Source organism: Nocardioides montaniterrae (assembly GCF_054782655.1).
Map to the genome: position 1 here is coordinate 24467 of NZ_BAAGSB010000004.1, position 18544 is coordinate 43010.

Consider the following 18544-nt stretch of genomic DNA (forward strand, 5'->3'; position numbering starts at 1 on the left):
CATCATGAAGTCTCTCTCGATCCGGACGCTCCTCATCACTCTGCTGGCGGCGGTCGGTCTGACGTTCGTCACGCCGCCGGCCGCGCACGCCGACACCGGCTGGACCAACACCTGCGTCAGCCCCAACTACGGCTACGACTGCGTCGCCTGGACCGGCTACCACGGCCAATCCACCTGGGGATACCCCGTCGACAGCCGCGGCCACAACTGCACCAACTACGCCGCATACCGCCTCGCCCAAGCCGGCGCCGCGAACCCCGGAAACCTCGGCAACGCCACCGACTGGGACAACAACGCCGCTGCCAAGGGCTTCACCGTCGACCACAACCCCGCCGTCGGATCCGTCGCCCAATGGGAAGGCAACACCGGCCCCGCCGCCGGCGTACCCGAAGGCCACGTCGCCATCGTCGACGCCGTCACCTCCTCCTACATCGACATCAGCCAGGACGGCTGGGGCGGCACCACCAAGACCACCCGCATCACCACCGGCGGAACCTGGTGGCCCAACCACTTCATCCACATCAAGGACGGAGGAGCACCGACCGACGGAAGCTGGGAGACCGCGTTCCAAGCCAACACCGGCAGCCTCTGGACCGTCGGGGCCGAGACTCACGGCGACTGGCACCTCGGCATGCAGGACGGCACCAGCCCGGCGGTCGCCCGGCTCAGCGGAGGCGGCTACGAGTCGGCGTTCCAGGCCAACACCGGCAGCCTCTGGGTCGCCGGCGCCGCGGGCACGAAGGACGCGCAGCTCGGCATGATGCGGGACACGAGCCCAGCGATCGCCGGCCTGACGAATGGAAGCTACGAAGCCGCGTTCCAGGCCAACACCGGCAACCTGTGGACGGTCGGATCCGACAGCCACGGCGACTGGCACCTCGGGATGATGCAGGGTACGAGTCCCAGCATCGCCGCTCTTCCCGGTGGTGGCTACGTCGTCGCGTTCCAGGCCAACACCGGCAACCTCTACACCACGGGCACTCCCGGCACCACGAACTGGGGGTTGGGGATGATGCGGGGCACCAGCCCGTCGGTTGCCGCCCTCACCGGCGGCGGATTCCAGGTGGCGTTCCAGGCCAACACCGGCAGCCTCTGGACGGTCGGCGCGGCCGGCAACAAGGACTGGCAGCTCGGCATGGCGCCGGCGACCTCCCCGTCGATCACCGCCGTCACCGGCGGCGGATTCGAGGCGGCGTTCCAAGCCAACACCGGCAGCCTCTGGACGGTCGGCGCGGCCGGCAACAAGGACTGGCAGCTCGGCATGAAGACCCGAACCAGCCCTGCCATCGCCGGCCTCGGCAGCGGAGGGTTCCAAGCGGCGTTCCAGGCCAACACCGGCGACCTCTGGACCGTCGGTTCGGGAGGCGACAAGAATTGGCAGCTCGGCATGATGCGCCAGACCTCACCCTGCATCACAGCCGCGCTCGGAGGCGGCTGCGCGCCCGGCGCGACCGACCTCACGGCGCCGAACGTGAACACCATCGGTTCGCTGCCGCACTTCCGGACGTCCACGACCGTGAAGCTCGACTGGTCGGGTTCAGACACCGGTTCCGGCGTCGCGGCGTACGACGTGAGGTACCGCACCGCGCCCTACTCGGGGTCCTTCGGTGCCTACCAGTACCCCGCCGCCTGGCAAGGCCTCACCACGGCCGCCGCCACCAAGACCGGTCTGACGGCAGGAACGACGTACTGCTTCTCGGTCCGCGCCCGCGACAATGCCGGCAACACCTCGGGCTGGAAGTCCGGACCCTGCACCACCACCGCTCTTGACGACCGAGCGCTGACCGGAACCGGCTGGACCGCGAAGACCGGCACCGGCTACTTCGCCGGCACCTTCAAGACCACCAGCGTCCAGGGCCGGCAGCTCAGCCGAACCGGCGCACAAGTCCGCCGCATCGCCGTCGTGGCCACCACCTGCCCGACCTGCGGCAAGGTCGGCGTCTTCCTCAACGGCACCCAGATCGGCACCGCCGACCTCTACGCCACCACGACGAGGAAGGCACAGATCGTCACCGTGCCCGTCGTGACCCTCCAGACCGGAACGGTCACCCTCCGCGTCCTCACCAACGGGAAGCCCGTCGAGATCGACGGTATCGGCCTCAGCCGCAGCTGACAGCGGCAGAACAGTGGGGCCGGTGGGCTCAGGCGAGTCGGATCTGTCCTGAGCCCACCGAGATCTTGCGGGCGGGAAGGGGCTGGTCGGCGGGACCCCGGACCACGGACCCGTCGGTGATGGAGAACTCGCTGCCGTGGCAGGGGCACTCCAGCACCGAGCCGGCGCGGACCGCACAGCCCGCGTGGGTGCAGACCGAGCTGAAGCAGCGGAACTCGCCCGCCTTCGGCTGGGTGACGACGAGCTGCTGGTCGGAGAGGACGAGCGCTCCGCCGACGGGGACGTCCGAGGTCGAGGCGAGCGCCGGCTGCGCACCGCGTACGACGTGCTCCGACTGGGGCTTGGGCGCCGTCGACGACGGAGAGGACGCAGGAGCCTTCGGAGCCTGAGAAGAGGCCGACGGCGAGCTGCCACACGCGGCCACGAGCGGGAGCGCGGCACCCGCACCGGCGAGAGCGACGACCTTGCGACGGCTGACGGGGTCGCTCATCACTTGCCCACCGTCGCCGAGGAGGTGACCTGGTCGTGCCAGACGGCCTTCGCGCCCGAGTCGCCGACGCGGTAGACCTGCACCCCGGCGGCGACCGCGGCGACGATCGCCAGGACGCCGACGACCCGCATCGGGTTGCGGCCGAGGGTCGTACGCCGGTCGAGGACGACGAGCACGACGTCGAGCAGCAGCAGCGGGATCATGAACCAGATCAGCTGGTCACCGAGGTGCGCGTGCTGGCCGGGGTCGCCCACGTGCTTCTCGAGTGACTCGCCGCTCGAGGTGGCGACCGGGATCAGCACGGTCGCGATGACCGAGATCCCGACCAGCAGGGGACCGAACGTACGACGCCAGGCCGGACGGACCACGAGCGCGATCGTGCCCAGGATGGCCAGCGGCATCAGCACGACGACGGCGTGGACGACGAGCGGGTGCACGGGGACTCCGTTGATGACATCGAACATGGCCCCATCTTCGCCGTACGGACCTCAGGGTGACGCCAACCGAACGTCAAGGTCACGTCAAGAACCCCTGGGACCCCTCTGAGATCGCTAGCGTGAGGGCGTGGCAACGGTGATGGTCGTCGAGGACGACGCGGCGATCCGGCAGGCGCTGACGCGCGGGCTGACCGCGGTCGGCCACGTCGTCACCTCCGTCGCCCGGGGCTCGGACGCCGTCGCCGCGTTCGCCGCGCACCCCGTCGAGGTCGTCGTCCTCGACCTCGGCCTGCCGGACATGGAGGGCGAGGCGGTCCTTGGCGTCGTTCGCGCGCTCGGTGAGGTCCCGGTGATCGTCGCGACGGCGCGCGACGACGATCGCGAGGTGGTGCGGCTGCTCGACGCCGGCGCCGACGACTACCTCATCAAGCCGTTCTCGGTCGCCCAGATGGACGCGCGGATCCGCGCGGTGCTGCGCCGCAGCGGACAGTCCCCCGAGACGTCCTCGGTGCTGACCGTCGCCGACCTGCGCCTGGACACGCGTGCCCGGGAGGCCACCCTCGCCGGCGTACCTCTCGAGCTGTCCCGCCTGGAGTTCGACCTGCTCCAGCTGCTGATGCAGCGCGTCGGTCAGGTCGTCTCCAAGCCGACCCTGCTCGCCGAGGTGTGGCGCCAGCCGTGGGGCGGCGCGGACCGTACCGTCGACGTGCACCTGTCCTGGCTGCGTCGCAAGCTCGGCGAGACCGCTGCCGAGCCGCGCTACCTCGTCAGCGTTCGCGGCGTCGGCGTCAAGCTCGTCGACCCGACGGTGGTGTCATGAACCTGCGCAGCCAGGTCACCGTCCTGGGCGTCGGCACGGCCGGCCTGGTCATCGGGCTCGCCGCCGTGCCGCTGGCGCTGCTGCTGCACAACAACGCGTACGACGGCGCCGAGCAGCGCGCGACGTACGCCGCCCAGAGCACCGCCGACTTCATGACCGCCGGCACGTACGACGGCGCCGACCTGATGTCCTACCTCGACCGTCTCAACGCGCGCACCCGCACGCCGGTGAGTGTCGTCGAGGGCACCGACCAACCCGCGGGCGCGCAGATCGACGACAGGATGCTCGACGCGGCGCTCCACACGCCCGAGCCCCGGCTCGGCGACGGCGACGAGGACAACCTGGGCGCGGTCTCCTCGCCCCGGAAGACCCGACTCGACGACGGCCGGCTGGTGCAGGTGTTCTGTCGTGCGCGCGACGGGGAGGCGAGAGTAATCGCCGTGGTCGACAGCGACTCCGTCCGGTCGACCATCCTCAAGCAGGACCTCGCGATCGGCGCGGCCGCTGCGCTCCTGCTCGCGCTCGCCTGGCTGGCCGCCGACCTGGTCGGGCGACGCATCGTGCGTCCGCTGCGGCTCACTGCCGAGACCGCGAACGCGCTGGGTCGCGGCGACCTCTCGGCGCGGGCACCGGTCAGCGGTCCGACCGAGGTCGCCCGGGTCGCCGACGAGCTCAACGCGCTCGCCAGCCGGATCGACGAGCTGCTCACCATGGAACGCGAGAACGCGGCTGACCTCTCCCACCGGCTGCGCACCCCGCTGACCGCGGTCCGTCTCGGCGTGGAGGCACTGCCGGCCGGTCCGGATCGCAGCGACCTCGAGGACCACGTCGCCGCCGTGGAGCGAAGCCTGACCCAGATCATCCGGGCCGCCCGACGCGGCGACCGCGAGGGCCTGCACCCGGCCTGCGACGCGACCGAGGTCGTCCGCGACCGTACGGCGTTCTGGCGCCCGCTCGCCGAGGACCAGGGACGCTCGCTGGAGGTCACGCTCCCGGGCGGACCGGCGTACGTCCGGCTGGTCGCGGACGACCTCGCCGGAGCCCTGGACGCCCTGCTCGAGAACGCGATCGCCCACACCGACGAGAGCGTGCCGATCGCCGTACGACTGGTGCCAGTCGACCCCGAGGACGACGGACGCCCGGGCTGGCTGGTCGAGGTGCTCGACCGGGGCCCGGGCATCCCGCCGGAGGCGCTGGAGCGTGGTCGGTCCGACCGCGGCTCCAGCGGCCTGGGGCTCGACATCGCCCGTTCCGTCGCGGTGGCGTCGGGCGGACGGCTCGAGCTGGTCAGTGAAGGTCGCTGGCGCGGTGCAGGCCTGCGACTGGGGCCGACCCCTGCGTGAAGTCCTCCGGCTGCGCGTGCTGGAGCTCGCGGTGGCCCTCCTCGTCGGCGTGGCTGCGCCACAGGTAGATCACCAGCGCGGCGAACGCCAGGAGGCCGACCCCGGTCACCGGGCCGGTGCCGTAGCCGAGGCCGCCCTGGTTCGCGGCGTGCGCGGTCCAGTCGGCGAAGCTCGCGCCGAGCGGGCGAGTCAGTGAGTACGCCGCCCAGAAGCAGATCACCGCGTTCGCACCGAGCTTCCACGCGGCCAGCGGGAGCAGGATCGCGATGCCGAACAGCACGATCGAGCCCAGGAAGCCCATGTTCAGGTTGATCGCCGTGGTGTCACCGAGGGCGGTGCCGAGCCCGAAGGTCAGCAGCACGGTGCCCCAGTAGAACCGCTCACGGCGGGCGGTGATGATCGAGTGCACCGAGAGGGTGCCCTCGCTGCGCCGCCACCAGGTCAGCAGGCCGACCAGCAGCACGAAGTAGACACACGAGTCGACGTAGTACGGCGTACCCAGTGCCACGTGGGGGCCGTCGGCCACCATCGTGCCGAACACCGCGACCATCAGGACCGTGGTCCAGTAACGGATCGGGTGGTACGTGTCCGCGCGCAGCTGCCACCACAGGGCGGCGAAGAATCCGCCGACACCGATCACCCCCGCCATCACCAGGTTGGTGGTCCCCATGAAGTCGGCGCCCGTCTCGCCGATGGCGGTCGTGAGCAGCTTGACGATCCAGAACATCACGAAGACGTCGGGCACCTTGGGTGCCGCGAACGCCCGTGCGGTGCGCGCAGTGGTGGTCATGCTCCGAAAGGTAGGGCGCCGAACCTGCAGCCAACCTGACTGCGGATCCGGCGCCCTGGACGGAGCGGCTCAGGCCGTCGTACGCCGGAACCCGAACGCCGCCAGCGCCGCGGCGAGCGCGAAGCTGATGCCGCCGAGGACGAAGGCGGTGACGTAGGCGCTCTCCGTGGGCAGGGCGATCGGCCCGGCCGGGGTGGCGTACGTCGAGGTGGAGCTGCTCAGCACCGTGATCACGATCGCCGAGCCGATGGCACCGCCGACGGTCCGCATGATCGAGTTGACCGAGTTTGCCACGCCCGTGTCCTCGGGAGCGACGTGGGACATCAGGAGCGCCGGCATCGCGGCGTACGCGACGGCGATCGCGGCGTTGCCGACGACCAGGGCGACGATGAACTCGGCGCTGTGGGCGTGGAGGAGCGCCAGCGAGACCATCGAGACCACACCGAGCAGGCTGGCCACGAGCAGGACGATGCGGGCGCCGAAGCGGGCGACGTACCGGCCGCTGATCGGGCCGAGCGGGATCGAGAGCAGCGTGCCCGGGAGCATGTAGACGACGCTGGTGCGCAGCACGCTCGCGCCGAAGCCGTAGCCGGTCAGGGCGTCGGGCGCCTGGACGAAGTACGTCGCCCCGAGGAAGACGCTGAACATCGCGAACCCGACGAACAGGCTGGCCAGGTTGGTCGCCAGGACCGGTCGGTGGGCGAGCAGGTCGAGCTTGATCAGCGGGCTGGCGCTGCGGTGCTGCAGGACGCCGAACAGGGCGAGCACCGCGATCGCGGCGACCGGGAGCACCAGGGTGATCGGAGCGGTCCAGCCCCACTCGTGGCCCTGCGAGATCGGGAGCAGCAGCAGGACCAGCCCGGTGCCGAGCACACCGGCGCCGAGGTAGTCCACCGAGCCGCCCTGGCCGGCGCGGCGCGGGAGGACCCGGGCGCTGGTGGCGAGCATGACGAGGGAGGCGACGACGGTCAGCCAGAAGATGCGGCGGTAGTCGCCGTCGTGCTGGGTCAGGACACCGGTCGCGACCAGCGCGAAGCCGCTGCCGAAGCCGAGGGCGGAGGCAGCGACGGCCATGCCGTGGTGCATGCGCTCGAGCGGCAGCTCCTGGCGGAGCACGCTGATGGCCAGCGGGAAGAGGCCGAAGCTCGCGCCCTGCAGGACACGGCCGGCGATCAGCCACTCGATGGAGTGGGCGGTCGCGGCGACCACGCTGCCGATGAGGGTCAGCGTGAGCGCGGCCAGGATGACGCGGCGGTTGCCGAAGACGTCGCCGAGCCGGCCGAAGAGCGGGGTGACCGCGGAGGCGGTGAGCATCGTCGCGGTCGCGACCCAGCCCACGGTGGTCGCGGAGGTGTGCAGCTGCTGGCCGATCAACGGCAGGGCCGGGACGACGAGCGTCTGGATGAGCGAGAGCAGGAAGACGTTCGCCGCCATGGCGGGCAGGACGAGCCGGGAGTACGTCGCGGGGCGGGCCGAGTGGCGGGCCGAGGGCGCCTCGACGGCAGCGGTGGTGTCGAGGGTGGTGGTCATGGGTTTGAGCGTGACAGGTTTTCGACACAGTGTCGATTCTTGATGACGTGACGTCGAACACCGACGACATCCCGTCGAGAACAGGTAGGGTGGGCACATGGCTACCGACACCGGCGTACGCCGCCGCGGCGGCCCGACCAAGGGCGACCAGCGCGAACGGCGGATCCTCGAGGCGACCCGCGACCTGCTCGCCGACCGCAGCGTCAACGAGCTCACCATCGACGCGATCGCCAAGGCGGCCGGCGTCTCGCGCACGGCGTTCTACTTCTACTTCCCCACCAAGCAGGCGGTCGTCGCCGCGCTGCTCGACGAGCTGTGGGAGGAGTTCGGCCAGACCCACGGCTGGTTCTCCACCACCGGGCCGTCGCGTGACGACCTGCTCGAGCACCACCGCCTGGTCGGCGCCGTGTGGCGCGAGCACCGCTCGATCCTGACCTGCACCGCCGGCACCGTCGACTACGAGCCGCTCCAGGACTGGGTCGACCGCGCCCACTCCCGCTTCGTCGACGGCCTCTCCGCCAAGATCTCCCGCGACCAGGACGCCGGCCACGCGCCGGTCGGCGTACCTCCCGGCGCCCTGGCCGAGCTTGTCTCCGACCTCCGCGACGCCCGCTTCCGCACGATCGCCCGCCTCCGCGGCAAGGCCTTCGACCGCGCGATCGCCGAGCTCACCGAGGTCGTCCTGCGGATGCTGTACGGCGAGATCGCCTGAGCCGGCGTACGTCCTCGACGCCGAAGGGCCCCGGTCGTCGACCGGGGCCCTTCGTTTCTGAGCCACCTGTCAGATTCGAACTGACGACCTGCTCATTACGAGTGAGCTGCTCTACCAACTGAGCTAAGGCGGCACCACGCCGGCGAACCGACGCGCGTGCAAGCATAACGAAACCCCAGGCCGGGCGGTGAATCGGCCGCATCTCGCGCTCAGGAGGGGCTGTTCGGCCGCCCTGCCGGACCACTTCGACGGGCCGCCTCGGCGACGGCCGCTGGCCTTCAGCCCGAGAACCGACGGCCCGCCACAACCCACCTAAACCCGGTCTGGCCCGCAATAGATGGACAGTAGGTGGACAGTGTCAGTCGGCTGCCAAGACCGGCCCATGGGCCAGCACCCCCGAGGCGCCCCGCCTGGATCTGTGTCCAGCGGGGCGCCTCAGCGGGCGGTACTGCGACCGTTCAGCCAACTCAGCAGTGGGGAACAGCGGCACCGTTCGTGCCCGTGTACACCCACGCGTCGGAGTAGTAGTAACCATCGGTGGTGAAGTCCCAGATGTTCTCGGTGCCGTAGGGGCCCTTGATCGAGTCGCCGGTGACGTAGCACCAGATCGTCATACCTGAGTTGGCGGCTCTAGCCGAACCGTGCGCGTACGAGTTACTTGGCCCGCGATGACCGGACAGGCCCCCGGTGGCGTGGCTGTCCACCTTGACGGCCTTGGGTGCGCATTTGGGAATAGCGGCACCGTTGGTGCCGGTGTACACCCACGCGTCGGAGTAGAAGTATCCGTCGTCGGCCAAGTCCCAGATGCTCTCGGTGCCGTAGGGGCCCTTGATCGACTGCCCTGAGACGTAGCAGGTGATGTGCAACGGGGAGTTCACCGTCCGCGTCGGTCCAGCCGAGTAGGAGTTGCTTGGACCGGTGTGGCCGGACAGGCCACCGGTGGCGTGGGAGTCGACCTTGACCTGCTTCCCCATGTGGTAGGCAGGTGGCGTGGTCGACCCGCCGGACGGCGAGGCGTAGCCCTTGATGGTGAAGTGAGAGTAGTTCAGTGCCCCCGAGCTGTTGGCGTCATAGCGAACGGCCCACCCTGTCGAACCGTTGAGGCTCCAGTTGCCCTGCACAACGTCGGGGATGTGCTTGCCGGACGACACCACGATGCCAACGTGCCTGTACGTTCCGCCCGACGTATAGACAACTGCGTCGCCGGGGACGGGGACGTACGTGCCAGCGGCGTGCCACGTTCCGTGGTTCATTCCGTAGTTGTAGAACGACTGTGATGAGGAGTTCAGTCCCGAAACATTCGCTCCAGCTTGTCGCCAGACCCATTTGGCGAAGTCTGCGCACCATTTCCATTGCGCGCCGCCGCGCCCGTAGCCAGACGGGCAGCCGTTCTGCCCAAGGCCAAGGCTGTAGGAATAGACGTTGCACCCCGAGCCGTCCGGAGTCTCGAAGTGTCCGGCGGAGTGGTTGGCGCCCAACTGTCCGAGCGCCAGGTTGGAAGCATTCGATCCGGTCGAGGCGCCGGCTGTAGGCGCAGCTGCGACCAAGCCGGCTGCGGATCCGAGGGCCAGCGCAAGGACGGCACAGCAGCGTGCCAGGAATTGTTTCATCGGAGTCGCCCATTCGATGTCTACAGTCTGCGCTCATCTGCTGATGAGTCGAGGTGCGAGGTCGCGAGCGGTACCACGATCCCCAGGTCGTCCGCGGCTCGCCATCGCGAGCCAAGACGTAGTTTGTCGGGCCTTGCACAGCTTCGCAGCACAACGTCAGTGGTCTAGCCCGTCGTCGGTGCCAAACATCGCGCCCAGCGCGCACGGACGCCCAACATCGGCCATCCTTCGACCGTGCATGGAACGCGGCCATAGCCGATGTCCTCGATGACGGGGAGAGGGTTGCTTGCTCCACCCCGGGCCGTACCACGCGCCCGTCACGGCCCTTGACGGCGCAGGGACCACGAGTAAAGACTGCGTGTCGCAGTCATTGGGGGACTCGGGAACCCTTTCCGGCGTTCCCTAGGAGTCCATCGATGGCCACGCATTCCCCTACCCCGACACGACGACGTCGCGTCCGCACGCTCCTCGCGACGGCCGCTGTCGTGACGACCAGCGTCGCCGCGCTGCTGGTCGCGCCGGGCAGCACCCCGGCCGCCGGTGCGGCCACGACCGCTCCCAGCTGCGGCCTCCAGATCTACAAGTCCGACGGCACGCCGTGGACCTGCACGTTCGCCGACAACTTCAGCGGCACCAGCCTGGACACGTCGAAGTGGCTCGTCGGTCAGACGTCGACCACCGGCTTCACGGTCGGCAACACCTGCTTCGAACCCGACAACGTCGCCGTGGGCGGCGGACTCCTCAAGCTGACGGCCCGTGACACCGGCCAGCCCTTCACCTGCACCTCCCCCGCCGGCTCGTTCACCACGCGCTACACCGGCGGTCACATCGGTACCAACGGCAGGTTCGCGCAGACCTACGGCCGTTTCGAGGTGCGCGCCCGCTACCCGCTCAGCGGCCCCGGCCTGCACGGCGGCTTCTGGATGTACCCGGTCAAGCAGACGTACGGCGCATGGCCCGCGTCGGGCGAGATCGACGTCGCCGAGTGGTGGTCCGCCGCGGCGACGGTCGTCCTGCCGACGCTGCACTACAACACCAGCCAGTTCCTCGCCGACTCCGGCTGGCTGTGCACCGTGTCGACCCCGACGCTCTGGCACACGTACGCCGTCGTGTGGGCACCGACCGTCATGCAGTTCAGCATCGACGGCACGCCGTGCTTCACGCGCAGCTGGACGCCCGACGCTCCCCTCGTCGCGCCGCAGCCGTTCGACCAGCCGTTCAACATGATCCTCAACATGGCCGTCGACACGAACAGCACCACGAACGTGGTCACGCCGGCGACCATCCTGCCGGCGACGTACGAGGTCGACTACGCGAAGGCGTGGCGCTGACGCCGGCGCTCGAGGCGAACGATCACCCCTGGCCACACGACAGGTCGATCAACCCGGCCAGGGCCGAGCGATGCGCCCCTGCTGTCCCGAGACCGATCTGGTCGGCCTTGGCCTTCTTCAGGTAGAGGTGGGTGGGGTGCTCCCACGTCATGCCGATGCCGCCGTGCAGCTGCACGGCCTCCTCGGCGGCGTGCACCGCCACCTCGCCGACGTACGCCGCAGCGACCCGGCAGGCGACCGGCTCGTCCTGGCCGGCCGCCAGCGCGGCAGCCGCGTAGCGGGACGCAGCTGAGGCCGAGGAGACCTCGGCGTACAGGTCGGCGAGCCGGTGCTTGAGGGCCTGGAAGCCACCCACCACGCGGCCGAACTGCTTGCGCACCTTGAGGTAGGCGACGGTCTCGTCCAGGCACCAGGCGGCGACGCCGGCCTGCTCGGAGGCCAGCAGCCCGGCACCGACCAGCAGGGCGTCCCGCACGACAGCCTCGCCGTCCGCGAGGAGCTCGCGAGACGCAGCCCCGGCGAAGGACACGTCGGCGAGCTGGCGGGACATGTCCAGCGAGCTCACCGCCGTCACCTCGGCGTCGGCGACCTCGACCAGGTGCACGGAGACACCGTCGTCGGTCTGCACGGGTACGACGAGCAGGTCGGCCTCGAGGGCACCCGCCACGCTGCGCACGGACCCGGTCAGCCCGCGGTCGACGAGGGAGATCGACGGCAGGGCGCCGCCCGGAGAGGTCGAGAAGGGCACGACGAGAGCGGCGGTGCGCTCCCCCGCCGCCAGCCCGGCCAGCACCTCGTCGGCACCGTCACCAGCACCGAGCAGCACCGTCGTGGCGATGACCGAGCTGGTCAGGAACGGCACGGGCGCGCAGGCTCGGCCGAGCTCCTCGAGCACGACGGCCGCCTCGCGTGCGGACGCGCCGACCCCGCCACGCTCCTCGGGGATGAGCAGGCCGGCGAGCCCGAGGTCGGTGGCGAGCGCGCGCCACAGCGTGTCGACCAGCGAGCGGTCGCCGTCGTAGATCGCGGCGACGTCGCCGGAGGCGCAACGTGCGGCGAGCAGGTCGCGGACGGTGCTGCGCAGGTCGTCCTCGGTGTCGGTGGCGAGCAGGTCGACGTCGGCTGCCTGGGGTACGGCGGTCACTTGGGGAGCTCCTTCCAGGGGCGGTCCTTGTCGGTGCGGTGCTCCCCGGGGAGACCCAGGACGCGCTCGGAGACGATGTTGCGGATGATCTCGGACGTGCCGCCCTCGATCGAGTTGCCCTTGGCGCGCAGGTAGCGGTAGCCCGCGTCGCGGCCGTTGAAGTCGACGCGGTCGGGGCGCACCATCTCCCAGCCCTTGCCGTCCTCGTAGCGCAGACCGTCCTCGCCGAGCAGCTCGACCTCGAGGCCGGCGAGCTCCTGGGCGATCCGGGCGAAGGTCAGCTTCATCGCCGATCCCTCCGGTCCGGGCTGGCCCGAGGCGAGCTTCTGGGAGAGCTGGCGGCCGGTGATCCGGGCGACCTCGGCGTCGACCCAGAGCTTGACCAGCCGGTCCTGGAGCGCAGGTGTGCCCAGCTCAGGACGCTCACGCCAGGTCTGCGCGACGACGCCGATCATGCCGCCCTCGCGGCCGGCGCCCTTGCCGATGGAGACGCGCTCGTTGTTGAGCGTGGTGTTGGCGACCTTCCAGCCCTCGCCGACACCACCGAGACGCTGCGCGTCCGGGATGCGTACGTCGCTGAGGAAGACCTCGTTGAACTCGGCCTCGCCGGTGATCTGCCGCAGCGGTCGTACGTCGACGCCCGGGTCGGTCATCGGGCAGAGGAAGTAGGTCAGGCCGGCATGCTTGACCGCGTCCGGGTCGGTGCGCGCGACCAGGATCGCGAGGTGGGCGTTGTGGGCGCCGGAGGTCCAGACCTTCTGGCCGTTGACGACCCACTCGTCGCCGTCGCGCACCGCGCGGGTGGCGACGTTGGCGAGGTCGGAGCCGGCGCCGGGCTCGCTGAAGAGCTGGCACCAGATCTCCTCGCCGGTCCAGAGGGGCCGCAGGAAGCGCTGCTTCTGCTCGTCGGTGCCATAGGCGAGGATCGTCGGCGCGGCCATGCCGAGGCCGATGCCGTTGGTCTCGGGCCGGTTGGTCGGGGCCCCGGCCGCGGCGAAGGCCGCGTCGACCTCGGGCTGCAGCGACTGGGGCAGCCCCAGCCCGCCGAGGCCCTCGGGGAACGCCACCCAGGCCAGACCCGCGTCGAAGCGGGCCCGGAGGAACTCCAGGCGGTCGGTGGTGGCGGGGTCGTGGGCCGCGAGGAAGTCGGCGACCCGCTGCTGGAGCTCGGTCACGACCGGCGCTCCCGCCGCGCGGCCTGGCGCCGGAGCTCGGCTCGGGCCAGCGCGTTCTTGTGGACCTCGTCCGGGCCGTCGGCGAACCGCAGCGTCCGGATGCCGGCGATCATGTTGGCCAGCGGGAAGTCCTGCGAGAGGCCGCCCGCGCCGTGGGTCTGGATGGCCTTGTCCAGGATCCACTCGACCGTGATCGGCGTGGCGATCTTGATCATCTGGATCTCGGTGTGGGCGGCCTTGTTGCCCTGGGTGTCCATCAGCCACGCGGCCTTGAGGCAGAGCAGCCGCAGCTGCTCGATCTTGACCCGCGACTCGGCGATCCAGTCGCGGATCACGCCCTGCTCCGAGAGCGACTTGCCGAAGGCGACGCGGCTCTCGGCGCGGTCGCACATCAGCTCCACCGCGCGCTCGGCCATGCCGAGGGAGCGCATGCAGTGGTGGATCCGGCCGGGACCGAGACGCATCTGGGCGATCGCGAAGCCGTCGCCCTCGCCCATCAGCAGGTTGCTCGCGGGCACCCGCACGTCGGTGAAGCGCAGCTCGGCGTGGCCGCCGTGCTCGTGGTCGTCGTACCCGAGGACGTGCATCGGCCGGACGACCTCGAAGCCCGGGGTGTCCCGCTCGACCAGGATCATCGACTGCTGCCGGTGCCGGTCGGCGGTGGGGTCGGTCTTGCCCATGACCACGAAGATCTTGGCGTTGGGGTTCATCGCGCCGGTGATCCACCACTTGCGACCGTTGAGGACGTACTCGTCGCCGTCGCGCACGATGCTGAGCTCGATGTTGGTGGCGTCGGAGGACGCGACGTCGGGCTCAGTCATCGCGAAGGCCGAGCGGATCTCGCCGTTGAGCAGCGGCTCGAGCCACTTCTTCTTCTGCTCGTCGTTGCCGGCGACCGCGAGCACCTCCATGTTGCCGGTGTCGGGCGCGGCGCAGTTCATGGCGGCGGGCGCGAGGTGGCCGCTCCGGCCGGAGATCTCGGCGAGCGTGGCGTACTGCAGGTTGGTCAGGCCGCCGCCCTCCTCACCGGGGAGGAAGAGGTTCCACAGCCCACGACTGCGTGCCTCGGCCCGCAGCTCGGCCAGGACGGGGACGGAGTCCCACGCCCAGCGGTCGTCGAGCTGCTCGAGCTGCTCGTGGAACACCGTCTCCGCCGGATAGACGTGCTTCTCCATGAAGTCGAGCATGCTGGCGCGCAGCTCCTCGGTCTTGGCGTCGAACTGGAAGTCCATCAGTGGTTCTCCTTCATGGCCGCGAGGCCGGCGTCGAGCAGGGGGTGGATGGCCTCGCCGATCCGGTCGAAGCCGGGGCCGACGGTCTGGCCGTTGAGGTAGCGGTAGTGGATGCCCTCGAGGATCGCGGCGAGCTTGAACGCCGCGAGGCCGAGGTAGAAGCCGAAGGTCGAGAGATCGCGGTCGCTGCCTCGGGAGTAGCGCTCGATGACCTCGCCCTCCCTGAGGAAGCCGGGCGCGGCGCTCACGTTGCTCACCGCTTGTGCGCTGTCGCCGGACGTCGCACCCAACCGGTGGTAGGTCAGCATCACGGCCAGGTCGGTGAGCGGGTCGCCGAGCGTGGCCATCTCCCAGTCGAGGACGGCCGTCAGCTCGTCGGCGTCATCGACGAGCACGTTGTCGAGCCGGTAGTCGCCGTGCACGATACCGGCCGCGGACTCCGCCGGCACGTTGGCCGCCAGCAGGCGGTGCAGCTCGTCGGCGGCGGGCAGGTCACGGCAGTACGACGCGTCCAGCTGCTTCTTCCAGCGACCCACCTGGCGTCCGAGGAAGCCCTCGGGCCGGCCGAAGTCGGACAGGCCCACCTCGGCGGGATCGACCGCGTGCAACGCGGCCAGTGTGTCGACCAGCCGCTCGGAGATGGCCCTGGTGCGCTCCGGGCCGAGAGGCACGAGCTCGGAGGCCAGGCGGTACGGCGTGCCGGCGCAGCGCTGCATCACGTAGAACTCCGCACCCAGCACCGAGGTGTCGCGACACATCGCGTCCATCCGGGGCACCGGGACGGCGGTGTCCTGCAGCGCCGCCATGACCGTGTGCTCGCGAGCCATGTCGTGGGCGGTGGCGAGGACGTGACCGAGCGGCGGCCGACGGACGATCCACTCGGCGCTGCCGTCGGTGACGACGTACGTCAGGTTGGACTTGCCACCCGCGATGAGGGTGGCCTCGAGCCGGTCACCGGCGCCCGGGATGGTGGCCGCGAACCAGGCACCGAGCCGGTCGAGGTCGAGGCCGGGGGTCTCGGCCACGGTCACTCGCCGGCGGTCAGGCTGACGCCGCCGTCGACGAGGACGGTCTGGCCGGTCATCCACGCGGCGTCGTCGGAGAGCAGGAAGGCCACGACGCTGCCGATGTCCTCGGGCTCGCCGAGGCGCTTGAGCGGGTAGGCCCGGCTCGACTCCTCCTCGCGGCCCTCGTAGAGGGCGGCGGCGAACTTCGTCTTGACCACGGCCGGCGCGACGCCGTTGACCCGGATGTCCGGGCCGAGCTCGACGGCGAGCAGCTCGGTCAGCGAGTTGAGCATCGCCTTGGAGGCGCCGTAGAAGCCGATCATCGGCGCGGTGCGGACGCTGGAGAGCGAGGAGACGTTGACGATGGCGCCGCCGTGCTCCTTCATCCAGGCGCGGTAGACCTGCTGCACCCACGACACCGCCGCGATGCAGTTGACCTCGACGATCTTGCGGGCGGCGTTGAGGTCGAGGTCGACGAGCGGTCCGTACGCCGGGTTGATGCCGGTGTTGTTGACCAGGAAGTCGATGCTGCCGAAGGTGTCGATCGCGGTGCGGATCACCTCGGCCTGGTGGTCGACGTCGTCGGCCTTGCCGGCGACCGCGAAGGCGACCTCGGGACCGCCGAGGTGCGCGACCGCCTCGTCCAGGGCGTCCTTGCCGCGAGCCGTGAGGACGACGCGGGCGCCGTCGGCGACGAGCCGCTCGGCGATGCCCAGGCCGATGCCTCGGCTGGCGCCGGTGACGATCGCGGTCCTGCCGTCGAAGCGGCCCATCAGGAGAGCCGCTCGATCACCATGGCCATGCCCTGGCCGCCGCCGACGCACATCGACTCGACGCCGAACTGCTTGTCGTGCCACTGCAGCGAGTTGATCAGCGTGGCGGTGATCCGGGCGCCCGTCATGCCGAAGGGGTGACCGATGGCGATGGCGCCGCCGTTGACGTTGAGCTTGTCGAGCGGGATGCCGAGCTGCTGCGCCGAGCCGAGCGACTGGACGGCGAACGCCTCGTTGATCTCGTAGAGGTCGATGTCGTCGATGCCCAGGCCCGCCTGCTTGAGGGCGGCGGGGATGGCCTCGACCGGGCCGAGGCCCATGATCTCCGGCGACAGGCCGGTGACCGCGGTGGAGACGATCCGCGCGAGCGGGGTGAGGCCGAGCGCCTTGGCCTTGGTGTCGCTCATGATGACCAGCGCCGCGGCACCGTCGTTGAGCGGGCAGGCGTTGCCCGCGGTGATGACACCGTCGGGCCGGAAGACCGGCTTGAGCTGGCTGACGGCCTCGTACGTCGTACCGGGCCGGGGGCCGTCGTCCTTGGCGATGACCGTGCCGTCGGGCAGGGTCACCGGGACGATCTCGCGCTCCCAGAAGCCCTCCTCGATCCGCTGGCAGGCGAGGTTGTGCGACCGCACGCCGAACTCGTCCTGCTCCTGGCGGGACATGCCCAGCACCTGCGCGACGTTCTCGGCGGTCTGGCCCATGGAGATGTAGAGGTCGGGCAGGTCACCGCGCTCGCGCGGGTCCTGCCACTTGCCGGCGCCGCCCTCGGAGCGCTGGGCGGTGAGTGCCTGCGCGTCGGCGAGGAGCGGGTTCTGGCCCTCGGGGTTGTCGGCGAAGCCGTTGGCGAACCGGCTGACGGTCTCGACGCCGGCGGAGATGTAGGCGTCGCCCTCGCCGGCCTTGATCGCGTGGAAGGCCATGCGGGTGGTCTGCAGGCTGCTCGAGCAGTAGCGGTTGACGGTCACGCCCGGGAGGCGGTCCATGCCGGACAGCACGGCGACCGCGCGGCCGAGGTTGTTGCCGGACTCCCCCGCGGGCTGGCCGACGCCGAGGATCAGGTCGGTGATCTCGGCCGGGTCGAGCTCGGGCACCTTGGCCAGGGCGGCCTTGACCATCTGGACGGACAGGTCGTCGGGGCGCATGTCCTTGAGCGATCCCTTGACGGCCCGGCCGATCGGGGAGCGGGCGGTCGAGACGATGACTGCTTCGGGCATGACGGGCTCCTCAGGTGAGTGACTAAGCGCTTGCTTAGCGCTACTCTGCTCCTCGAGCCCCGCTCCGTCAATCCCCTGAGCGAGCACGAGACCATGGACACACGATGAGCGACATCACCGATCCCTCCCGCGCGGGCGCGACCCGCGCACGCCTGCTGGAGGCCGCCGTCCTCGCGTTCGCCGACAAGGGCTTCCACGGCACGACCACCCGCGACATCGCCGCCGCCGCAGGCATGAGCCCGGCCGCGCTCTACGTGCACCACCGCTCCAAGGAGGAGCTGCTCTACCTCATCTCCAAGGAGGGCCACGAGGACACGCTGCGGCTCATCCGCACGGCCCTGGCCACGACGGCGGACCCTGTCGGCCAGCTGCGCCGGGTCATCCACGACTTCAGCGCCCATCACGCCCGTGGCCACACCGGCGCGCGCGTCGTGAACTACGAGCTCGCCGCCCTCTCCCCCGACCACCTGGTCGAGATCCAGGCCATCCGCCACGAGATCGAGGACGAGATGCGACGCCTGGTGGCGCGCGGCGTCGAGGCCGGGGTCTTCGACTCCCCCGAGCCGCGCATCGCCGCGGCCGCCCTGCTCTCGCTCGGCATCGACCTCGCGCGGTGGTACCGCGACGACCTCCGCTGGACGCCGGAGCAGATCGCCGAGCAGTACGCCGCGATCGCGCTCCGGATCGTCGGCGCGCACTGACGGTCTCCGGGCTGATGGCCGATTCGAACCCCTGACCTCCCGGGGTGTTCGCGCACGGCGAGCGAGCCCATCATCTCGCGCCGCGGTTCATCGGCCTACTGCCCCGCACGGCGTCGTCG

Annotated in this window: 17 protein-coding genes and 1 tRNA gene; 6 read left to right on the top strand and 12 right to left on the bottom strand. The window is 70.5% G+C overall.

Annotated elements, in window-relative coordinates; all coding sequences use genetic code 11:
- Positions 1-4 precede the first annotated feature (4 nt).
- Complete coding sequence (locus ACYVJ3_RS08060; RefSeq protein WP_460852293.1) at positions 5-2113, top strand: CHAP domain-containing protein; 2109 nt, start codon at positions 5-7, stop codon at positions 2111-2113.
- Positions 2114-2141: 28 nt separating this feature from the next.
- Here ACYVJ3_RS08060 and ACYVJ3_RS08065 read toward each other — a convergent pair whose 3' ends face one another.
- Positions 2142-2603 (bottom strand): Rieske (2Fe-2S) protein, encoded by a 462-nt coding sequence (locus ACYVJ3_RS08065; RefSeq protein ID WP_460852294.1) that lies wholly within the window; start codon positions 2601-2603, stop codon positions 2142-2144.
- Complete coding sequence (locus ACYVJ3_RS08070) at positions 2603-3067, bottom strand: DUF2231 domain-containing protein (RefSeq protein WP_460852296.1); 465 nt, start codon at positions 3065-3067, stop codon at positions 2603-2605. Before ACYVJ3_RS08070 ends, ACYVJ3_RS08065 begins: the two co-directional genes overlap by 1 nt.
- A gap of 100 nt (positions 3068-3167) precedes the next feature.
- Here ACYVJ3_RS08070 and ACYVJ3_RS08075 point away from each other — a divergent pair, with 100 nt between their 5' ends.
- Both ACYVJ3_RS08075 and ACYVJ3_RS08080 read left to right on the top strand, forming a co-directional pair.
- Positions 3168-3860, top strand: a complete 693-nt coding sequence (locus ACYVJ3_RS08075; RefSeq protein ID WP_460852298.1) for a response regulator transcription factor — start codon at positions 3168-3170, stop codon at positions 3858-3860.
- Entirely contained in the window at positions 3857-5203 is a 1347-nt protein-coding gene (locus ACYVJ3_RS08080; RefSeq protein ID WP_460852299.1) for a sensor histidine kinase, read from the top strand. Before ACYVJ3_RS08075 ends, ACYVJ3_RS08080 begins: the two co-directional genes overlap by 4 nt.
- On the opposite strand, the gene ACYVJ3_RS08085 is transcribed toward ACYVJ3_RS08080, so the two are convergent.
- The gene (locus ACYVJ3_RS08085; protein ID WP_460852300.1) at positions 5148-5993 is read right to left on the bottom strand and encodes a COG4705 family protein; all 846 of its coding nucleotides are present in this window, start codon (positions 5991-5993) and stop codon (positions 5148-5150) included. The two genes, ACYVJ3_RS08080 and ACYVJ3_RS08085, sit on opposite strands and share 56 nt — an antisense overlap.
- A gap of 69 nt (positions 5994-6062) precedes the next feature.
- Positions 6063-7523 (bottom strand): MFS transporter, encoded by a 1461-nt coding sequence (locus tag ACYVJ3_RS08090; RefSeq protein WP_460852302.1) that lies wholly within the window; start codon positions 7521-7523, stop codon positions 6063-6065.
- Between the two features lie 97 nt (positions 7524-7620).
- On the opposite strand from ACYVJ3_RS08090, the gene ACYVJ3_RS08095 reads away from it, so the two are divergent.
- Entirely contained in the window at positions 7621-8235 is a 615-nt protein-coding gene (locus ACYVJ3_RS08095) for a TetR/AcrR family transcriptional regulator (RefSeq protein ID WP_460852303.1), read from the top strand.
- A 60-nt stretch (positions 8236-8295) separates the two neighbouring features.
- On the opposite strand, the gene ACYVJ3_RS08100 is transcribed toward ACYVJ3_RS08095, so the two are convergent.
- Positions 8296-8368 (bottom strand) — tRNA-Thr (locus ACYVJ3_RS08100).
- Between the two features lie 334 nt (positions 8369-8702).
- The gene (locus ACYVJ3_RS08105; protein ID WP_460852305.1) at positions 8703-9845 is read right to left on the bottom strand and encodes a CHAP domain-containing protein; all 1143 of its coding nucleotides are present in this window, start codon (positions 9843-9845) and stop codon (positions 8703-8705) included.
- Positions 9846-10261: 416 nt separating this feature from the next.
- Here ACYVJ3_RS08105 and ACYVJ3_RS08110 point away from each other — a divergent pair, with 416 nt between their 5' ends.
- Positions 10262-11176 carry a glycoside hydrolase family 16 protein gene (locus tag ACYVJ3_RS08110; protein WP_460852306.1) on the top strand — a complete coding sequence of 305 codons (915 nt, stop codon included), beginning with the start codon at positions 10262-10264 and terminating at the stop codon, positions 11174-11176.
- A 22-nt stretch (positions 11177-11198) separates the two neighbouring features.
- Here ACYVJ3_RS08110 and ACYVJ3_RS08115 read toward each other — a convergent pair whose 3' ends face one another.
- Genes ACYVJ3_RS08115 through ACYVJ3_RS08140 form a run of 6 tightly spaced genes read right to left on the bottom strand, consistent with a single transcriptional unit; the run spans position 11199 to position 17724 of the window.
- Positions 11199-12320 carry an acyl-CoA dehydrogenase family protein gene (locus ACYVJ3_RS08115; protein ID WP_460852308.1) on the bottom strand — a complete coding sequence of 374 codons (1122 nt, stop codon included), beginning with the start codon at positions 12318-12320 and terminating at the stop codon, positions 11199-11201.
- Positions 12317-13495 (bottom strand): acyl-CoA dehydrogenase family protein, encoded by a 1179-nt coding sequence (locus ACYVJ3_RS08120; protein ID WP_460852309.1) that lies wholly within the window; start codon positions 13493-13495, stop codon positions 12317-12319. The genes ACYVJ3_RS08115 and ACYVJ3_RS08120 overlap by 4 nt, the downstream gene beginning before the upstream one ends.
- Positions 13492-14727: an acyl-CoA dehydrogenase family protein gene (locus ACYVJ3_RS08125; protein WP_460852311.1), complete on the bottom strand. Its 1236-nt coding sequence runs from the start codon at positions 14725-14727 to the stop codon at positions 13492-13494. The genes ACYVJ3_RS08120 and ACYVJ3_RS08125 overlap by 4 nt, the downstream gene beginning before the upstream one ends.
- Positions 14727-15752: a phosphotransferase family protein gene (locus ACYVJ3_RS08130; RefSeq protein ID WP_460852312.1), complete on the bottom strand. Its 1026-nt coding sequence runs from the start codon at positions 15750-15752 to the stop codon at positions 14727-14729. The genes ACYVJ3_RS08125 and ACYVJ3_RS08130 overlap by 1 nt, the downstream gene beginning before the upstream one ends.
- A 2-nt stretch (positions 15753-15754) precedes the next feature.
- Entirely contained in the window at positions 15755-16507 is a 753-nt protein-coding gene (locus ACYVJ3_RS08135) for an SDR family oxidoreductase (protein ID WP_460852314.1), read from the bottom strand.
- Positions 16507-17724 carry an acetyl-CoA C-acetyltransferase gene (locus tag ACYVJ3_RS08140; RefSeq protein ID WP_460852316.1) on the bottom strand — a complete coding sequence of 406 codons (1218 nt, stop codon included), beginning with the start codon at positions 17722-17724 and terminating at the stop codon, positions 16507-16509. Before ACYVJ3_RS08140 ends, ACYVJ3_RS08135 begins: the two co-directional genes overlap by 1 nt.
- A 104-nt stretch (positions 17725-17828) precedes the next feature.
- On the opposite strand from ACYVJ3_RS08140, the gene ACYVJ3_RS08145 reads away from it, so the two are divergent.
- Positions 17829-18425: a TetR/AcrR family transcriptional regulator gene (locus ACYVJ3_RS08145; RefSeq protein ID WP_460852318.1), complete on the top strand. Its 597-nt coding sequence runs from the start codon at positions 17829-17831 to the stop codon at positions 18423-18425.
- The last annotated feature ends 119 nt before the right edge of the window (positions 18426-18544 follow it).

Coding starts and splice junctions, on each gene's coding strand:
- ACYVJ3_RS08140 (WP_460852316.1), bottom strand. CDS start 17,724: ATGCCCGAAGCAGTCATCGTCTCGACCGCCCGCTCCCCGATCGGCCGG.
- ACYVJ3_RS08090 (WP_460852302.1), bottom strand. CDS start 7,523: ATGACCACCACCCTCGACACCACCGCTGCCGTCGAGGCGCCCTCGGCC.
- ACYVJ3_RS08125 (WP_460852311.1), bottom strand. CDS start 14,727: ATGGACTTCCAGTTCGACGCCAAGACCGAGGAGCTGCGCGCCAGCATG.
- ACYVJ3_RS08095 (WP_460852303.1), top strand. CDS start 7,621: ATGGCTACCGACACCGGCGTACGCCGCCGCGGCGGCCCGACCAAGGGC.
- ACYVJ3_RS08080 (WP_460852299.1), top strand. CDS start 3,857: ATGAACCTGCGCAGCCAGGTCACCGTCCTGGGCGTCGGCACGGCCGGC.
- ACYVJ3_RS08065 (WP_460852294.1), bottom strand. CDS start 2,603: ATGAGCGACCCCGTCAGCCGTCGCAAGGTCGTCGCTCTCGCCGGTGCG.
- ACYVJ3_RS08110 (WP_460852306.1), top strand. CDS start 10,262: ATGGCCACGCATTCCCCTACCCCGACACGACGACGTCGCGTCCGCACG.
- ACYVJ3_RS08135 (WP_460852314.1), bottom strand. CDS start 16,507: ATGGGCCGCTTCGACGGCAGGACCGCGATCGTCACCGGCGCCAGCCGA.
- ACYVJ3_RS08105 (WP_460852305.1), bottom strand. CDS start 9,845: ATGAAACAATTCCTGGCACGCTGCTGTGCCGTCCTTGCGCTGGCCCTC.
- ACYVJ3_RS08145 (WP_460852318.1), top strand. CDS start 17,829: ATGAGCGACATCACCGATCCCTCCCGCGCGGGCGCGACCCGCGCACGC.
- ACYVJ3_RS08085 (WP_460852300.1), bottom strand. CDS start 5,993: ATGACCACCACTGCGCGCACCGCACGGGCGTTCGCGGCACCCAAGGTG.
- ACYVJ3_RS08060 (WP_460852293.1), top strand. CDS start 5: ATGAAGTCTCTCTCGATCCGGACGCTCCTCATCACTCTGCTGGCGGCG.
- ACYVJ3_RS08070 (WP_460852296.1), bottom strand. CDS start 3,067: ATGTTCGATGTCATCAACGGAGTCCCCGTGCACCCGCTCGTCGTCCAC.